General features: G+C 60.2%; 14 protein-coding genes. 9 read left to right on the top strand and 5 right to left on the bottom strand.

Annotation, left to right across the window (positions count from 1 at the left end; all coding sequences use genetic code 11):
* The first annotated feature begins 6 nt into the window (after positions 1 to 6).
* The 5 genes from E4O97_RS23275 (at position 7) to E4O97_RS23255 (ending at position 5,458) form a co-directional block, all read left to right on the top strand.
* Positions 7 to 648 carry a YfgM family protein gene (locus E4O97_RS23275; RefSeq protein WP_003194010.1) on the top strand — a complete coding sequence of 214 codons (642 nt, stop codon included), beginning with the start codon at positions 7 to 9 and terminating at the stop codon, positions 646 to 648.
* Positions 641 to 1,792: an outer membrane protein assembly factor BamB gene (gene bamB, locus E4O97_RS23270; RefSeq protein WP_005791169.1), complete on the top strand. Its 1,152-nt coding sequence runs from the start codon at positions 641 to 643 to the stop codon at positions 1,790 to 1,792. Before E4O97_RS23275 ends, bamB begins: the two co-directional genes overlap by 8 nt.
* 134 nt (positions 1,793 to 1,926) lie before the next feature.
* Positions 1,927 to 3,396 (top strand): ribosome biogenesis GTPase Der, encoded by a 1,470-nt coding sequence (gene der / locus E4O97_RS23265; protein ID WP_005791167.1) that lies wholly within the window; start codon positions 1,927 to 1,929, stop codon positions 3,394 to 3,396.
* A gap of 134 nt (positions 3,397 to 3,530) precedes the next feature.
* Positions 3,531 to 4,679, top strand: a complete 1,149-nt coding sequence (locus tag E4O97_RS23260; RefSeq protein ID WP_248129149.1) for a pyridoxal phosphate-dependent aminotransferase — start codon at positions 3,531 to 3,533, stop codon at positions 4,677 to 4,679.
* A complete protein-coding gene (locus tag E4O97_RS23255; protein ID WP_032879610.1) occupies positions 4,667 to 5,458 on the top strand; it encodes an amidohydrolase in 792 nt (263 codons plus the stop codon). The genes E4O97_RS23260 and E4O97_RS23255 overlap by 13 nt, the downstream gene beginning before the upstream one ends.
* Before the next feature lie 161 nt (positions 5,459 to 5,619).
* Here the strand turns inward: E4O97_RS23255 and leuA are convergent, their stop codons facing one another.
* From leuA to E4O97_RS23235, 4 genes are all read right to left on the bottom strand, one after another.
* Positions 5,620 to 7,299, bottom strand: coding sequence for a 2-isopropylmalate synthase (gene leuA / locus E4O97_RS23250; protein ID WP_032879611.1), 1,680 nt, complete (start codon positions 7,297 to 7,299; stop codon positions 5,620 to 5,622).
* Positions 7,300 to 7,622: 323 nt separating this feature from the next.
* Entirely contained in the window at positions 7,623 to 8,441 is an 819-nt protein-coding gene (locus tag E4O97_RS23245; RefSeq protein WP_032879612.1) for a M23 family metallopeptidase, read from the bottom strand.
* 3 nt (positions 8,442 to 8,444) lie between these two features.
* Positions 8,445 to 9,824 carry an exodeoxyribonuclease VII large subunit gene (gene xseA / locus E4O97_RS23240; protein ID WP_032879613.1) on the bottom strand — a complete coding sequence of 460 codons (1,380 nt, stop codon included), beginning with the start codon at positions 9,822 to 9,824 and terminating at the stop codon, positions 8,445 to 8,447.
* Positions 9,825 to 9,834: 10 nt separating this feature from the next.
* Positions 9,835 to 10,725, bottom strand: coding sequence for a LysR family transcriptional regulator (locus E4O97_RS23235; RefSeq protein ID WP_032879614.1), 891 nt, complete (start codon positions 10,723 to 10,725; stop codon positions 9,835 to 9,837).
* Between the two features lie 99 nt (positions 10,726 to 10,824).
* Here E4O97_RS23235 and E4O97_RS23230 point away from each other — a divergent pair, with 99 nt between their 5' ends.
* The 4 genes from E4O97_RS23230 to guaA all read left to right on the top strand — a co-directional run bounded on the left by E4O97_RS23230 (position 10,825) and on the right by guaA (position 15,511).
* Positions 10,825 to 11,592 carry a sulfite exporter TauE/SafE family protein gene (locus E4O97_RS23230; RefSeq protein ID WP_248162353.1) on the top strand — a complete coding sequence of 256 codons (768 nt, stop codon included), beginning with the start codon at positions 10,825 to 10,827 and terminating at the stop codon, positions 11,590 to 11,592.
* 137 nt (positions 11,593 to 11,729) lie between these two features.
* Entirely contained in the window at positions 11,730 to 12,278 is a 549-nt protein-coding gene (locus E4O97_RS23225; RefSeq protein ID WP_005791157.1) for a hypothetical protein, read from the top strand.
* 104 nt (positions 12,279 to 12,382) lie between these two features.
* Positions 12,383 to 13,852 carry an IMP dehydrogenase gene (gene guaB / locus E4O97_RS23220; protein ID WP_014719807.1) on the top strand — a complete coding sequence of 490 codons (1,470 nt, stop codon included), beginning with the start codon at positions 12,383 to 12,385 and terminating at the stop codon, positions 13,850 to 13,852.
* 81 nt (positions 13,853 to 13,933) lie between these two features.
* Positions 13,934 to 15,511, top strand: coding sequence for a glutamine-hydrolyzing GMP synthase (gene guaA, locus E4O97_RS23215; protein WP_005791155.1), 1,578 nt, complete (start codon positions 13,934 to 13,936; stop codon positions 15,509 to 15,511).
* Positions 15,512 to 15,723: 212 nt separating this feature from the next.
* On the opposite strand, the gene treR is transcribed toward guaA, so the two are convergent.
* Positions 15,724 to 16,428 (bottom strand): trehalose operon repressor, encoded by a 705-nt coding sequence (gene treR / locus E4O97_RS23210; RefSeq protein ID WP_032879617.1) that lies wholly within the window; start codon positions 16,426 to 16,428, stop codon positions 15,724 to 15,726.
* Between the last annotated feature and the right edge of the window lie 146 nt (positions 16,429 to 16,574).

Below are 16,574 nucleotides of genomic sequence, written 5' to 3'. Positions count from 1 at the left end.
ATTGGGGTGTCGAGTACTGATGATGAGCAACTGGCCGAGTTCAAGGACTGGTGGCAGCGTAACGGCAAGCCCCTGGTCACTGGCGGCCTGCTGGCTTTAGTGGTGGTGTTCGGCTGGCAAGCCTGGACCAAGTATCAGGCCAACCAATCCCAGGGCGCCTCGATCGTTTACCAGCAATTGCTGGAAACTACCCTGACGCCGGACGGCAAGCCTGACCCTGCGCAGGTGGCAGACCTGGCCGGCAAGCTGAAAAACGAATTCGGCGGTAGCACCTACGCCCAGTACGGCAGCCTGTTCGTCGCGAAAGTCGCGGTCGATACCGGCAAGCTGGATGACGCAGCCACCGAGCTGAAGGCCATTGCCGACAAGCCGACCAACCCGACCCTGGGTGAAATCGCACGTCAGCGCCTGGCACAGGTATTGGCGGCACAGAACAAGGCTGACGAAGCACTCAAACTGCTCGACGGCGATGCTGACAAGGCATTCGTGGCCACTCGCGAAGAGCTCAAGGGCGACCTGTTGGTCCAATTGGGTCGTACCGACGAAGCCCATGCTGCGTACCAAAAAGCCAAGGCGGCGCTGTCTGATGAAGCGGCGGTCGGTGGCTTACAAATCAAGCTCGACGACTTGGCCAAAGGGGATGCGTGACGTGATCCGTTGGAAACATGCAGCATTGCTGGCTCTGGCCGTTTTGGCCGCGGGTTGCAGCAGCAACAGCAAAAAAGAACTGCCGCCTGCCGAGCTGACCAGCTTCAAGGAAGAAGTGGTCCTGCAAAAACAATGGAGCCAATCCATTGGTGACGGGCAGGGCGACCTCTACAACCTGTTGCAGCCGGCGATCGACGGCGACAACATCGTGGCCACTGATTCCACTGGCGTCGTGGTTGCCATGGATCGCATGAACGGCGACGTCAAGTGGAAGAAAGACCTCGAACTGCCGGTTTCCGGTGGTGTGGGTGTCGGCTACGGCATGGTGCTGATCGGTACGCTCAAAGGTGATGTGGTCGCACTCGACTCCAGCACCGGCGAAGAGAAATGGCGCGCTCGCGTGACCAGTGAAGTGCTCTCGGCGCCAGCGACCAACGGCGATATCGTCGTGGTGCAGACCCAGGATGACCGCGTAATCGGTCTGGATGCCTCCACTGGCGACCAACGCTGGTTGTACGACAGCACCCCGGCGGTGTTGACCCTGCGTGGTACCAGTGGTCCGATTGTGACCAACAATCTCGCTGTGGCTGGCCTGTCGACCGGTAAAGTAGTCGCCCTGGATACCCAGAACGGCGTGCCGGCGTGGGAAACCCGTGTGGCTATCCCGCAAGGCCGTTCCGAGCTGGACCGCGTCGTGGACATCGACGGTGGCCTGCTGCTGTCGGGTGAAACTCTCTACGTGGCCACCTATCAGGGCCGTGTTGCCGCGCTGGACCTGCAAAGCGGCCGCATCAACTGGCAGCGTGATGCTTCCAGCTATGCGGGTGTCGCCCAAGGGTTTGGCAGCGTCTACGTGAGCCTGGCCTCCGGCACCGTTGAAAGTGTCGATGAGCGTTCCACCACTGCACTGTGGAGCAACGACTCGCTGGCTCGCCGCCAACTGTCGGCACCGGAAGTCTTCTCCAGCTACGTAGCAGTCGGTGACTTTGAAGGTTACCTGCACCTGCTGAGCCAGGTGGATGGTCGCTTTGTCGGTCGCCAACGTATCGACAGCGACGGCCTGCGTGCGCGTCCGCTGGTGGTAGGTAACATGCTTTATGTGTATGGCAACGGCGGCAAGCTGGAAGCCCTGACCATCAAGTAAGAACCATGCTTGGGGTAACACCCAGGCGGCCCTGCTTTTGCGGGGCATGCGGCATCTGACGATGCTGCCCCGAGCACCAGCCGCTGCCCTGCAGCGGCTTTTGTATTTTCTGAAATAACGAAGTGGAGAGCCGCATGGTTCCCGTAATCGCCCTGGTGGGCCGACCTAACGTCGGCAAGTCCACCTTGTTCAACCGCCTGACCAGGACTCGCGACGCCATTGTCGGCGACTTGTCCGGTCTGACCCGTGATCGCCAATACGGTGAGGCAAAGTGGCAAGGGCGCTCCTACATTATTGTCGACACCGGTGGTATCTCCGGTGACGAGCATGGCATGGACGAAAAAATGGCCGAGCAGTCGCTGCTGGCCATTGAAGAAGCCGATGTCGTGTTGTTCCTGGTGGACGCCCGCGCGGGCTATACCGCCGCTGACCAGATGATTGGCGAGCACCTGCGCAAGCGCAACAAGCGTTCCTATCTGGTCGCCAACAAGATCGACAACATCGATCCTGAGGCGGCCCGTGCCGAATTCAGCCCGATGGGCCTGGGTGATGCGATCCCGGTCGCGGGTGCCCACGGCCGTGGCATCACCCAGATGCTGGAAATCGCCCTGCGCGACTTCCCCAAGGATGATGTCGAGGAAGAAGAGGGCGAGGAAGAGATCGTCGCTGAAGGCGAGGAAGCCAAGCGCATTCCTGGCCCGAGCGAAAAAGACGGTATCAAGATCGCTATCATCGGCCGCCCGAACGTCGGCAAGTCGACCCTGGTCAACCGTATGCTCGGTGAAGACCGCGTTATCGTCTACGACCAGCCCGGCACCACTCGCGACAGTATCTACATCCCGTTCGAGCGTAACGACGAGAAGTACACGCTGATCGACACCGCTGGTGTGCGCAAGCGCGGCAAGATCCACGAAGAAGTTGAAAAGTTCTCCGTGGTCAAAACCCTGCAAGCGATCAAAGACGCCAACGTGGTGATCTTCGTGATGGACGCCCGCGAAGGCGTGGTGGACCACGACCTCAACTTGCTGGGCTTTGCCCTGGAAGCCGGTCGGGCCCTGGTGATCGCGATCAACAAGTGGGACGGCATGACGCCGAGCGAGCGCGATTTCGTCAAGATCGAACTGCAGCGTCGGTTGTTCTTCGTCGAGTTCGCCGATATCCACTTTATCTCGGCACTGCACGGTACTGGCGTGGGTAACCTCTACGCCTCGGTACAGAACTCGTTCAAGTCCGCGGTCACCCGCTGGCCGACCAACCGTCTGACCCAGATCCTCGAAGACGCCGTGGGCGAGCACGCACCGCCGATGGTCAACAACCGTCGGATCAAACTGCGTTACGCCCACTTGGGTGGTGCCAACCCGCCGATTATCGTGATCCACGGTAACCAGATCGAGAAGGTGCCCAAGTCCTACGTGCGTTACCTGGAAAATACTTACCGCCGAGTCTTGAAACTGGTCGGTACGCCGATCCGTATCGAGTTCAAGGGTGGCGAGAACCCATACGAAGGCAACAAGAACACACTGACCGACCGTCAGGTGAACAAGAAGCGTCGTTTGATGACTCACCACAAGAAGGCCGACAAGAAGCGCCGTGACAAGAAATAACGGCAGCTTTGCGTTGTAAGCGACACGCTGCAAGAGAGGGCTCCTTTGGAGCCCTTTTTTGTGCGCGGCCGTTTGTGCCTTGACCCGGTGCAATTGGCAGCTTAAAACTTGGGGCTCACCTGCAGGGGCCTCCGATGATCACCAGCAAGCTGCCGAATGTCGGCACGACCATTTTCACCACTATGTCGCAACTTGCGGCTGAAACCGGCGCGCTCAACCTGTCCCAGGGTTTCCCGGATTTCAATGGCCCGCAAGGTTTACTCGATGCAGTGGGCAAGCATATCGCTCTGGGTCACAACCAGTACGCGCCCATGACCGGCTTGCCCGTGTTGCGTCAGCAGGTGGCCGCCAAGATTGCTCGCAGTTATGGCGCCGCAGTCGATGCCGACAGCGAGGTGACCATCACTCCTGGCGCCACCGAGGCGATCTTCTGCGCGATCCAGGCGGTGATTCGCAGTGGCGATGAAGTCATCGTGTTCGACCCCAGCTACGACAGCTATGAGCCCTCGGTGGAGCTGGCCGGTGGTCGTTGCGTGCATGTGCAACTGAGTCTGGACGGTTTTGCCCTCGACTTCGAGCAGATCAAGGCGGCGCTGTCGCCGCGCACCCGCATGATCATCATCAACTCGCCACATAACCCCACTGGTGCGCTGATCAGCCGCGCCGAGCTGGACCAGTTGGCCGAACTGATCCGCGACCGCGATATCTACCTGGTCAGTGATGAGGTCTACGAACACCTGGTGTTCGACGGTGTGCCTCACGTCAGCATATTGGCCCATCAGGAGCTGTATCAGCGCGCCTTCGTGGTCAGCTCCTTCGGCAAGACCTATCACGTGACCGGCTGGAAAACCGGTTACGTGGTCGCGCCGCCGGCCCTGACTGCCGAACTGCGCAAAGTGCATCAATATGTCAACTTTTGCGGCGTGACCCCTTTGCAGTACGCTTTGGCTGACTTCATGGCTGATCACCCGGAGCATGTCGAAGAACTGCCGGCCTTTTACCAGGCCAAGCGCGACATGTTTTGCGACCTGCTGGGGCCATCCCGCTTCAGTTTTACCCGGGTGAGCGGCACTTATTTCCAACTGGTGGATTACTCACAGATTCGCCCAGACCTGGATGACGTCGCCATGTCCCTGTGGATGACCCGCGAACATGGCGTGGCGACGATACCGGTCTCGGTGTTCTACCAGCACCCACCCCAAGGCCAGCGCCTGGTGCGTCTGTGCTTTGCCAAACGCGAGGAGACGCTGCAACAAGCAGCCGAAAAGCTATGCGTGATCTGAGTGCACTGCCCAATCTGAACATCGCCCTGATTCAGACCAGCCTGGTGTGGCATGACCGTCAGGCTAACCTTGAGCATTTTGAGCTGCTGCTGGAGCAGGCCAATGGTGCGGACCTGATCATACTGCCGGAGATGTTCACCACCGGTTTCTCCATGGAGTCAGCCACCCTCGCCGAGCCGGAAAAGGGGCCGACCCATCACTGGCTCCAGGCGCAGGCAACCAAATACAACGCGGTGATCACTGGCAGCGTGATTATCCAGGCCGCCGACGGTAGCCACCGCAACCGCCTGTTGTGGGCAAGGCCGGATGGTGAGGTGCTGCATTACGACAAGCGTCACCTGTTCCGCATGGCCGGTGAGCACGATCACTACACCCCCGGCGAACGCCAGGTGCAGTTTGAGTTAAAGGGCTGGCGCATTCGCCCACTGATTTGCTACGACCTGCGCTTCCCGGTATGGAGTCGCGATGCCCAGGACACCGACTTGCTGCTGTACACCGCCAATTGGCCCGGTGCACGTCGTCAGCATTGGAACCGCTTGTTGCCGGCGCGGGCGATTGAAAACCTGTGCTATGTGGCTGCCGTGAATCGGGTAGGCACGGATGGCAAAGGATTTGCCTATACAGGCGACAGCCAGGTGCTGGATTTCCAGGGTGAAACCTTGCTGAGTGCAGGGGAGGCGGACGGGGTGTTCCAGGTGATTCTGGATGCAGCGGAGCTGGCTGCTTATCGCACCAGGTTTCCAGCGAACCTGGATGCCGATAGCTTTCAGTTTGTCTGATAAACCGCTATCGGGAGCAAGCCCCCTCCCACTTTGATTTGCGAATACATTCAAATGTGGGAGGGGGCTTGCTCCCGATAGGGCCATCAGCGCCACCATAACCCCAAAGCAAAAAGGCCCCTGGATTCACACCCAGGGGCCTTTCACATTTCAGCAGCCGATTACGCCGCTTTGGCTTCCAACTGGCTCAGCGAGCGGTTCAGCGCACTGAACAGCGCCTTGAAGCTGGCGGTGGTGATGTTTTCATCAATGCCCACACCATGCACCGGACGTTCGCCGTTCACGCGCAGTTCAATGTAGGCGGCCGCCTTGGCATTGGTGCCCGCACCGATGGCATGTTCGTTGTAGTCCATGATCTCCACGCCAATCGGCAGGCCGGCCACCAAGGCTTCCAGCGCGCCGTTGCCTTTGCCTTTCCAGTGCAGGTTGGTTTCGCCCTGGCCCTTGCCGGAAACTTCCACCTCGACAAAGCTGTTGCCGTTCTCTTCCTGCAGGCGATGGCTGACCAGCGCGTACGGGGTGTTGGCTTGCAGGTATTCACGCTGCAGCAAGGCGTAGATCTGCGGCGCAGTCATCTCAAGGCCCACGCGGTCGGTTTCGGCCTGCACAACCTGGCTGAACTCGATCTGCATACGACGCGGCAAGCTGATGTCGTATTCCTGTTCCAGCAGGTAGGCGATGCCACCTTTGCCCGACTGGCTGTTTACACGAATCACCGCTTCGTAGCTGCGGCCAATGTCCGCCGGGTCGATCGGCAAGTACGGCACTTCCCACAGCGCATCGTCTTTCTGCTGGGAGAAGCCTTTGCGGATCGCGTCCTGGTGGGAGCCGGAAAACGCGGTGTGTACCAGGTCGCCCACATAAGGATGACGCGGGTGCACCTGGATCTGGTTGCACTCTTCAACGACTTTGCGCACGCCGTCGATATCGGAGAAGTCCAGTTGCGGGTCCAGGCCCTGGGTGTACATGTTCAGGGCCACGGTCACCAGGTCGACGTTGCCGGTACGCTCGCCGTTGCCGAACAGGCAGCCTTCGACGCGGTCGGCGCCGGCCATCAGGCCCAGTTCGGTGGCGGCGACGCCGGTGCCGCGATCGTTATGGGTGTGCAGGCTGATGATCACACTGTCACGACGGTTGATATGGCGACCGAACCACTCGATCTGGTCGGCATAGATGTTCGGTGTGGCGCATTCAACGGTGGCCGGCAGGTTGAGGATCATCTTGTGCTCGGGCGTCGGGTTCCACACCTCGATCACTGCGTCGCAGACTTCCTTGGCGAACTCCAACTCAGTGGCGCTGAACGTTTCCGGGGAGTATTCGAAGGTCCACTGGGTTTCAGGCTGTTGGGCGGCGTATTTGACGAACAGTTTGGCCGCGTTGACGGCGATAGCCTTGATGCCATCCTTGTCCTGGTTGAACACGATGCGGCGGAACGACGGCGACGTGGCGTTGTACAAGTGCACGATGGCCTTCTTGGCGCCGCGCAGGGATTCGAAGGTGCGTGCGATCAAGTCTTCACGGCCCTGGGTCAGCACCTGGATAGTGGTGTCCTCGGGGATGTGGTTGTCTTCGATCAGGGTGCGCACGAAGTCGAAGTCGGTTTGCGAGGCGGCCGGGAACGAGGCTTCGATTTCCTTCACGCCTACAGATACCAGGGTCTTCCAGAAACGCAGCTTTTTCGCGGCGTCCATCGGCTCGATCAGCGACTGGTTGCCATCCCGCAGGTCAGAACTGCACCAGATCGGCGCGGTGGTGATGGTCTTCGATGGCCAGGTGCGGTCCGGAATATCAATGGTCGGGAACGCGCGGTACTTCGACGACGGGTCTTTGAGCATGCTCATCGGGAAATCCTTTGTTGTAGGGGCCGAGAAAAGGCGGCCTGCCGTGAAACTGTTTTTGGGGAGAAAGCTTGGGACGAGGCAGATCGATTCAGCCTGGCAGTCGTGCGCTGACGAGGCACAGGCTGCGGTGCTGGCGAAGCTGAATGAGGGTGTGAGAGGTTTTCATAAGCTCAACCCTAACCGCAGGGGTGAAAGATGGCAAGCAGTCGATAAAAATTGAGATAAGTTCTGCTCTGTGCAGAATAAACGAGATTTTATGCTGGTTTTGAAGTTGATATCTGGTTTTAATTGCGCGCCGGTGATGGGGCGCGCAATCGCGTGTTTCAGGGTTGGAATGCGCCGATAAAGATAGCCGGGTCAACCCGTGCATCGTTCAGGCTGACGTTCCAGTGCATGTGCGGCCCCGTCGCCCGTCCGGTCGAACCCACCTTGCCCACGACCGCACCGCGCACCAGTTGCTGGCCCACCTTCACGTCGATCTTCGACATATGGCAGAACATGCTGATAAAGCCCTGGCCATGGTCGACGAATACCGTGTTGCCATTGAAGAAGTAATTGCCAACCAGAATCACCTTGCCGTTCGCGGGCGTCTTGATCGGCGTACCGGCCGGCACGGCGAAGTCGAGGCCCGAATGCGGGTTGCGCTCTTCACCGTTGAAGAAGCGCCGCACCCCGAACTTGCTCGACAACGGGCCGTTCACCGGTTTGTCCAGCACCAGGTTGCTCGGCAGGGTGGGGCTGAAACTGCGGTAAGCCTTGAGCTGTACCGCCAACTCGCCTTCGATGCGCTTGAGCTGGGCTGGGTCAGGGTTGACCTGGCTTTTATTCTTCAGCGTGATGCGCTGTTCCGGGTACTTCTTGTAACCGACGATAAACGGCAAGTTGCGTCCGCCGCTGCTGATGCGCTCGTTACCAGGCTTGACCGTCAACGGGATACCGACGATGGCTAGCCAGTTGTCCTGTTCTTTGACCACCAGTACCGGTTTGCCTTGGTATGTGGCTTTGGGCGCCGTGGCGGCCGGTCCCAGTTCGACCACGGCCACACCACCGGGCACCGGTTTGTTCAAGGTGCGGGTGATATAGCTGTCCGCGTAGGTATTCATGGACAGGCACAGCAGCAACAAACTCAGTAGACGTGGCATCAATCAATCCAGTAGCGAAAGGGTGACGGGGGTCAGGTGATTGTCTTCCACCCGCACTTGCAGTTGACCTTCACCCAGGCGCGCGGTCAGGCGCTGGCCGGTGTGGGTTTGTGCGGCATTGCGAATCGCCTGGCCGCGTTCATCCAGCAGGATGCTGTAGCCACGGCCCAGGGTCGCCAGCGGGCTGACCACCTGCAACGTCTGCACCTGGCTTTGCAGTTGCAGGCGTCGGGCCTTGAGACCTTCGCGCATGGCTCGGGGCAGGCGTTCGGCGAGGCTGTCCAGGCGCTGGCGCAACAGCGCCAATTGGCGGCCCGGATGCTGGCCGGCGAGGCGGGTCTCCAGGCGAATCAAGCGCTCGCGACGGGTATTGAGGCCGCGCTCGAAGGCGCGGCGCATACGCATGTCCAGGTCATCCAGACGTTGTGCCTGCTGGCGCAAGCGCTCGCCCGGGTGACGCAGGCGCCGGGCCATGCCTTCCAGGCGCAGGCGGCTGTGGCTCAGGCGGTTGCGCATCAGCATCACCAGGCGCCGATGCAGGTTGTCTACCTGGCGCACCAGATGGCTGGCGTCCGGTGCCAGCAGCTCGGCGGCGGCGGAGGGCGTCGGAGCGCGCACGTCCGCCACGAAGTCGCTGATCGACACATCGGTTTCATGCCCGACGGCGCTGACGATGGGCGTGACGCAGGCGTCCACCGCTCGGGCCACGGCTTCTTCGTTGAAGCACCAGAGATCTTCCAGTGAGCCGCCGCCACGGGCCAGGATCAGCGCGTCGAAGCCGCGGGCATCGGCGAGTTTGAGCGCCCGCACGATCTGCGGGATCGCCTCGCGGCCCTGCACAGCGGTCGGGATCAGTGTCAGTTCAATGTTCGGCGCCCGGCGGCGGAACACACTGATGATGTCGCGAATCACCGCGCCGGTCGGCGAACTGATGATGCCGATACGCCGCGGGTGCGCGGGCAGCGGCACCTTGCGCTCGGCGCTGAACAGGCCTTCGGCGCTGAGCTTTTCCTTTAGGGCATCGAAGGCCAGGCGCAGCGCGCCATCGCCGGCAGGTTCCACGGTGTCGAGGATCAGTTGATAGTCGCCACGCCCCTCGAACAACGAGACCTTGCCACGCACTTTGACCGCCAGGCCGTCCTTCAACGCCTGGCGCACGCGTGCAGCGTTGTTGCGAAACAGCGCGCAACGCACCTGGGCCCCGCTGTCCTTGAGGGTGAAATACACATGGCCGGAAGCCGGGCGGGCGAGGTTGGAGATTTCGCCTTCGACCCAGATATTGGTGAACACGTCTTCCAGTAACACCCGCGCGCGGCCGTTGAGCTGGCTGACAGTCAGGACTTCGCGGTCCAGGCCCAGACGGGCAAAAGGATCTTTAATCATGGGCGGCAGTTTATAGGCATTCGTGCAGGGTTTGACAGAACTGCTCTACCAGCGCGTTCGGCGCCTGCGCGCAGGCGAGGGCCACGGTGCTATGGCAGTCCGGGTCGGCCAGGGGTAAAAAGTGCAGGTTGGCGGGGGCGATGTCCTGCATGGATTTTGGTAACAAGGCAATGCCGAAACCGGCCTGGATCAATTGCAACTGCGTGGTCTTGCGCGACATCACCCGTGCGGCCCTGGGGAAAAATCCTGCACGCATGCACAGTTCGGCCGACAGATAACTCAGCCCGCCGCGTTGGGGATGGGGGACCGAGATAAACGCTTGGTCCTTTAGCTGCGCCAACTCCACCGGCGCGTCGCTGCGTGCCAACGGATGATTCGGCGGCACCGCCAGCACCAACGGCTCCGTGTACAACGGCAGCACACGCACGCCGTCGCGCTGGCGCAGTACGGGCAAGCGCAGCAGGCCGACGTCCAGGCGACCCTCGGCGATGTCCTCCAACTGGGCTTCGGAGGAGAGCTTGGCGATATCCACCGATACTCCAGGGCAGCGCTCTAGCCAGGTGCTGATGCCGTGCAATAACGCGCCGCTCATCGGCACTGTGCTCGAGTGACTCAGGCGCAGCGTGCCAAGCTGGCCATTGCCTACTAGGGTCGCCACTTCGCTGGCCTTGAGCAACTCACTCAGTAAATTGCGCGCCCGTGGGTAGAACGCTTCACCGGCCGCTGTGAGCCGCGGTTGGCGTGCGGTGCGTTCGAACAATGGGGTTTGCAGTTGATTTTCCAGTTCCTTGATCTGCCGGCTCAAGGCCGACTGCGCCACAAACAGGCGTTCGGCCGCGGCACTGAAGCTGCCGCTCTCGGCGATTTCGACGAAGTAACGCAGTTGCCGCGTGGAGATCACGAGTCATGCCTTTTTGAGATGAGTGGCTAGCTTTGAAGATATTAGTCGCAACAGTCGACAATGGCTAAAGTGAAGGCCATGTCCAACAAGGGATAACCCATGAGCCTGGTTGAGTTGATGAGTCAGTGGTCGTTCGGGGCTGTGGATTGGCTGGTGATCGGCCTGGGTGTGGTGCTGGCCTATGTGGTGTTTGGCATTGCCGGGTTCGGGACGGCCTTGGTCGCCGGGCCGATCCTGATTGTGTTTATGCCGCTGTCGAAGATCATCCCGTTGCTGGTGCTTCTCGACTTTGTCGCGGCGTTTGGCGGCTTGCTGCAAACGCGGCGCGATGTGAACAAACCAGAACTGTTGCGGTTGCTGCCCTGCATGGCCGTCGGCTGCAGCCTGGGCGTGTTGTTTTTGCTCAACCTGCATTCGGACCTGTTGCTGCTGTTGATGGGCCTGTTTATCAGCGCCTACGCGATTTACAGCCTGGCGGTGAAGGCGCGGCCGACTGAGCTGGCAGCGGGCTGGTCGATTCCCATGGGCACTGTTGGGGGGCTGTTTGGTGCGCTATTCGGCAGTGGCGGCTTTTTATATGCGATTTACCTGAACAGCCGTTTGCCCAAGGACGCGGCGCGGGCCACGCAAAGCGCGCTGATCAGTTGCAGCACGGTCGTGCGTTTGAGTCTGTTCGTGATTGCCGGCGTGTATGCAGATTTGCCGTTATTGATGTTGGCGGTTTGCCTGTTGCCGGCGATGGCCCTGGGGCTGTGGTGTGGACGCAGGCTGACGATGCGGCTGTCCCGTGAGGCGTTCGTGCGGTTGGTGACATGGTTGGTATTGGCCAGTGGTATTGCGCTGATCGGGCGGTATGTGAGTACTTGACCTGATTTTTTCAGGGATTAAGCTGCCGTCCTCCCGGGCGTCATCGCGGGCAAGCCCGGCTCCCACATTGGAATGCGATCAACTGTGGGAGCCGGGCTTGCCCGCGATGGCGCCAATAGCCACACCGCAGGACTCCCATGAATTCCCAAAGCATCCTTGTCCCGAAAATCTCCACCTTGCCCGTCCACGAACCCCGCGCCCGGGCGATTGTGCGCTGGCTGGTGCGCAAGAACATCATCAAGGAAGAGCTCACCACTTGCGGGCGTACCGGCAACCGCATGGGCTACGCCCTGGCCGATGGCGCCCGCGCCGTGGTGCTGCACCCTGAAGCGCTGCCGTTCAACGAGCCGGTCAATGGCCTGGAGATCATCTACAAGCGTTGCATCTACACGCCGGCCAAGGGGTTCCTTGAAGAAGCCGGCTGCCCGGAATGCCTGAAGGAAGTTGGCGAGGCGCTGTTCGAAAGCCTGGAAGACTGGATGCCTGGTCACACCGACAACTTCACCTGCCCGCTGTGTGGGCATGAAGATGACATCAACGGCTTTCTGTTCCTGCAGGAATGCGGGTTTTCCAACCTGGGGTTCATCTTCAACAACTGGGCGGAGGCGGGGTTCAAGCAGAGCTTTATCGACGAATTTGCCGATTGGTTGGACCAGAAAATGAGCTGGGTCAAAGTCGAGCTTTAATCCTTCTATCAGTATTACCAAGTTTGTCAGAGTTTTACATTGAGCCGGGCAGGGCGCATGTATATAATGGCGCGCTTCCATTTTCCCGCTCGGGAGCCCCCGCGATGCTGCGTATCAGCCAAGAAGCTCTGACATTCGACGACATTCTCCTAGTGCCCGGTTATTCCGAGGTGCTTCCTAACGAAGTCAGTCTCAAGACCCGCCTAACCCGTGGCATCGAGCTGAATATTCCCCTGGTTTCCGCTGCCATGGACACCGTCACCGAAGCCCGTCTGGCCATTGCCATGGCTCAGGAAGGCGGCATCGGCATCATCCACAAGAACATGACTATCGAGCAGCAAGCTGCCGAAGTGCGCAAGGTCAAGCGTTACGAAGCCGGTGTGGTGAAAGATCCAATCACCATCGAAGCCGACGCCACCGTGCGTGACCTGTTCGAACTCACTCGCATGCACAACATCTCCGGCGTCCCGGTGCTGCACGATGGCGACCTGGTCGGCATCGTCACTTCCCGTGACGTGCGTTTCGAGAACCGCCTTGAAGTCACCGTCCGTGAAGTGATGACGCCTAAAGAGCGCCTCGTTACTGTCAAGGAAGGCGCCGACAAGAACGATGTGCGCGAACTGCTGCACAAGCACCGCATCGAGCGCGTGCTGATCGTCGATGACAAATTCGCCCTCAAGGGCATGATGACCGTCAACGACATCGAAAAAGCCAAGGCTTACCCGCTGGCCAGCAAGGATGACCAGGGTCGTCTGCGTGTTGGCGCGGCAGTCGGCACCGGTAAAGACACGGGCGACCGCGTTTCGGCGCTGGTTGCTGCCGGTGTTGACGTGGTGGTGGTCGACACCGCCCACGGTCACTCCAAAGGCGTGATCGACCGCGTGCGCTGGGTCAAGCAGAACTTCCCTGACGTGCAAGTGATCGGCGGCAACATCGCCACCGGCGCTGCCGCCAAGGCTCTGGCCGAAGCTGGCGCTGACGCTGTCAAGGTCGGTATCGGCCCTGGCTCGATCTGCACCACGCGTATCGTCGCCGGTGTGGGCGTGCCGCAGATCAGCGCCATCGCCAACGTCGCCGCTGCCCTTGAAGGCACTGGCGTACCGTTGATCGCCGACGGCGGCATCCGTTTCTCCGGTGACCTGTCCAAGGCCATCGTGGCCGGTGCTTCCTGCGTGATGATGGGCTCGATGTTCGCCGGTACCGAAGAAGCGCCTGGCGAGATCGAACTGTTCCAGGGCCGTTCGTACAAGGCTTACCGTGGCATGGGTTCGCTGGGCGCCATGTCCCAGGCGCAAGGTTCTTCCGATCGTTACTTCCAGGACTCCTCGGCAGGCGCCGAGAAGCTCGTACCGGAAGGTATCGAAGGCCGTGTGCCGTACAAAGGCACCCTGAGCGCGATCATCCATCAACTGATGGGCGGCCTGCGTTCCTCGATGGGCTACACCGGCAGCGCCGACATCGAAGAAATGCGCACCAAGCCAGAGTTCGTACGGATCACCGGCGCAGGCATGGCTGAATCCCATGTCCACGACGTGCAGATCACCAAGGAAGCGCCAAACTACCGTGTAGGTTGAACCTTCCAGCAAAATGTTAAGTAACCGGGGCTGTTCTTTCAGCCCCGAGTTGTTTCTGATTCATTAGACGAGACTGACTTCATGGCCCTCGACATTCACGCCCATCGCATCCTGATCCTCGATTTCGGTTCCCAGTACACCCAGCTGATCGCCCGCCGCGTGCGTGAAATCGGCGTGTACTGCGAACTGCACCCGTTCGACATGGACGACGCAGCGATCCGCGAATTCGCCCCTAAAGGCGTCATCCTCGCCGGTGGCCCCGAGTCCGTGCACGAAGCCAACAGCCCGCGTTGCCCGCAAGCGGTATTCGACCTGGGCGTACCGGTGTTCGGTATCTGCTACGGCATGCAAACCATGGCCGAACAACTGGGCGGCAAGGTGGAAGGCTCCGAGCTGCGTGAATTCGGTTATGCCCGTGTGGACGTGGTCGGCAAGAGCCGCCTGCTGGACGGCATCGAAGACCACATCGACGCCGACGGCCTGTTCGGCCTCGACGTCTGGATGAGCCACGGTGACAAGGTCACCAAGATGCCGGAAGACTTCCACATCCTGGCCAGCACCCCAAGCTGCCCGATCGCCGGTATGTTCAGCGACGAGCGTCGTTACTACGGCGTGCAGTTCCACCCGGAAGTGACCCACACCAAGCAAGGCGGGCGCATCCTGTCGCGCTTCATTCTCGACATCTGCGAGTGTGAAGCCCTGTGGACCCCGTCGAAAATCGCTGAAGACGCCATCGCCCAGGTGCGCGCCCAGGTCGGCACCGACAACGTGTTGCTCGGCCTGTCCGGCGGCGTGGACTCCTCGGTAGTTGCTGCCTTGCTGCACAAGGCCATCGGCGACCAGCTGACCTGCGTATTTGTCGACAACGGCCTGCTGCGCCTGCACGAAGGCGAGCAAGTGATGGCCATGTTCGCCGAGAACATGGGCGTCAAGGTGATCCGCGCCAACGCCGAGGAACAGTTCCTCAACAACTTGGCCGGCGAGTCCGACCCGGAGAAGAAGCGCAAGATCATCGGTCGTACCTTCATCGACGTCTTCGATGCCCAGTCCAACAAACTGGACAACATCAAGTACCTCGCCCAGGGCACCATCTACCCAGACGTGATCGAGTCGGCCGGCGCCAAGAGCGGCAAGGCCCACGTGATCAAGTCCCACCACAACGTGGGTGGCCTGCCTGAGGAAATGAACCTCAAGCTGGTAGAACCGCTGCGCGAGCTGTTCAAGGACGAAGTCCGCCGTCTGGGCCTGGAACTGGGCCTGCCGTACGACATGGTCTACCGCCACCCATTCCCAGGCCCGGGCCTGGGCGTGCGTATCCTCGGTGAAGTGAAAAAGGAATACGCCGACCTGCTGCGTCGCGCCGACCACATCTTCATTGAAGAACTGCGCAAGGCCGACTGGTACCACAAGGTCAGCCAGGCGTTCGTGGTGTTCCAGCCGGTGAAATCGGTTGGCGTTGTAGGCGATGGTCGTCGTTACGCATGGGTTGTTGCGCTGCGTGCCGTAGAGACGATCGACTTCATGACAGCGCGTTGGGCACACCTGCCTTACGAACTGCTGGAGACGGTCAGCGGCCGTATCATCAATGAAATCGAAGGCATTTCGCGCGTGACGTATGACGTGTCGAGCAAGCCGCCGGCGACGATTGAGTGGGAATGATCCTGCAATAGCAGGTGAGTGCTGAATAACAGAACCCCGGCCTGGTGCCGGGGTTTTGTGTTTTTGGGGATGTCAGTGCCTGATCAAGCAGCCTATGGTTGGCCAGGATGCACGCGAGGCATGACTCGCGCGATGTCGGAGCTTTCCGAATACCGAGGCACTCACCCAGAGTTCGAGGCGGTAGGGGAGAAGATGATCTTCCCGGATTACGCTCAGCGCCGCGCAATATCCGAAAAGTAAAACTTATCCAGCGTATGCCGCGACTCGGTGTACTCGAACTGCCTCCCGTCCTGCAAAAACGTCTGGTTACTCACCACGATCACATGGCTTTGCCCATCAAGGTCCAGGTGCGCCTGGTCGTCTTTGCTGCGCGGCAGGGCTTCGATGGTGCGCTGTGCATAGCTGATCTGCAGCCCCAGCGTTTGCTCGATAAACGCGTAAATCGACTGCTCGGCAATCGAGTGGTCCAGGCCGGGGATCAGGTCGGCAACGAAGTGGTTGATGTCCAGGATCACGCGCTTGCCACCGATACGTCGTACGCGTTTGACGCGGGTGATCAGCGTGCCGGGCTCGGCTTCGATGTGTTGCAGCAAAGAACCTTCCAGCGGGATTTGGGTGAACTCGACGACGTCAGTGCGTACGTCATCGCCCAGGTCGGCGTGGGTCTCGTGAAAGCTGACGATGCCGCCCAACTGGAACTCGATCGGGTTGGGCGACAACACAAAGGTGCCCTTGCCATGGATTTTTTGCGCAAAGCCACGCTCCTGCAACTGCTCGATGGCGCGTCGCACGGTGCCACGGCTGGCCTGGTAGGCGTCCATCAGTTCGGTTTCGGAGGGAAGGCGCGTACCGCGTTGCAGGCGTTCGGTGGTGATGCTGGCAAGCAGATCCGTATAGATCTGGTTGTATTTGCTCATGAGATGGCTCTGTGCCTGGCTTGCATTCAAGGCAGGAACCTTAGTGGCAGAGGTGGGGTTTGTCCATTGGATAGCCGTGCAGGCGAGGGAAAAATCTGACAGTAAGCTCCCACATATAAACAAAAGTGTAACTCGTACAGACGAGT

It is taken from the genome of Pseudomonas sp. W15Feb34 (genome assembly GCF_023127765.1).
GTDB classification, from domain to species: Bacteria; Pseudomonadota; Gammaproteobacteria; order Pseudomonadales; family Pseudomonadaceae; genus Aquipseudomonas; species Aquipseudomonas synxantha_A.
The sequence above is the reverse complement of the archived record's forward strand: the minus strand, read 5'-3'. Positions and strand labels throughout refer to the sequence as shown.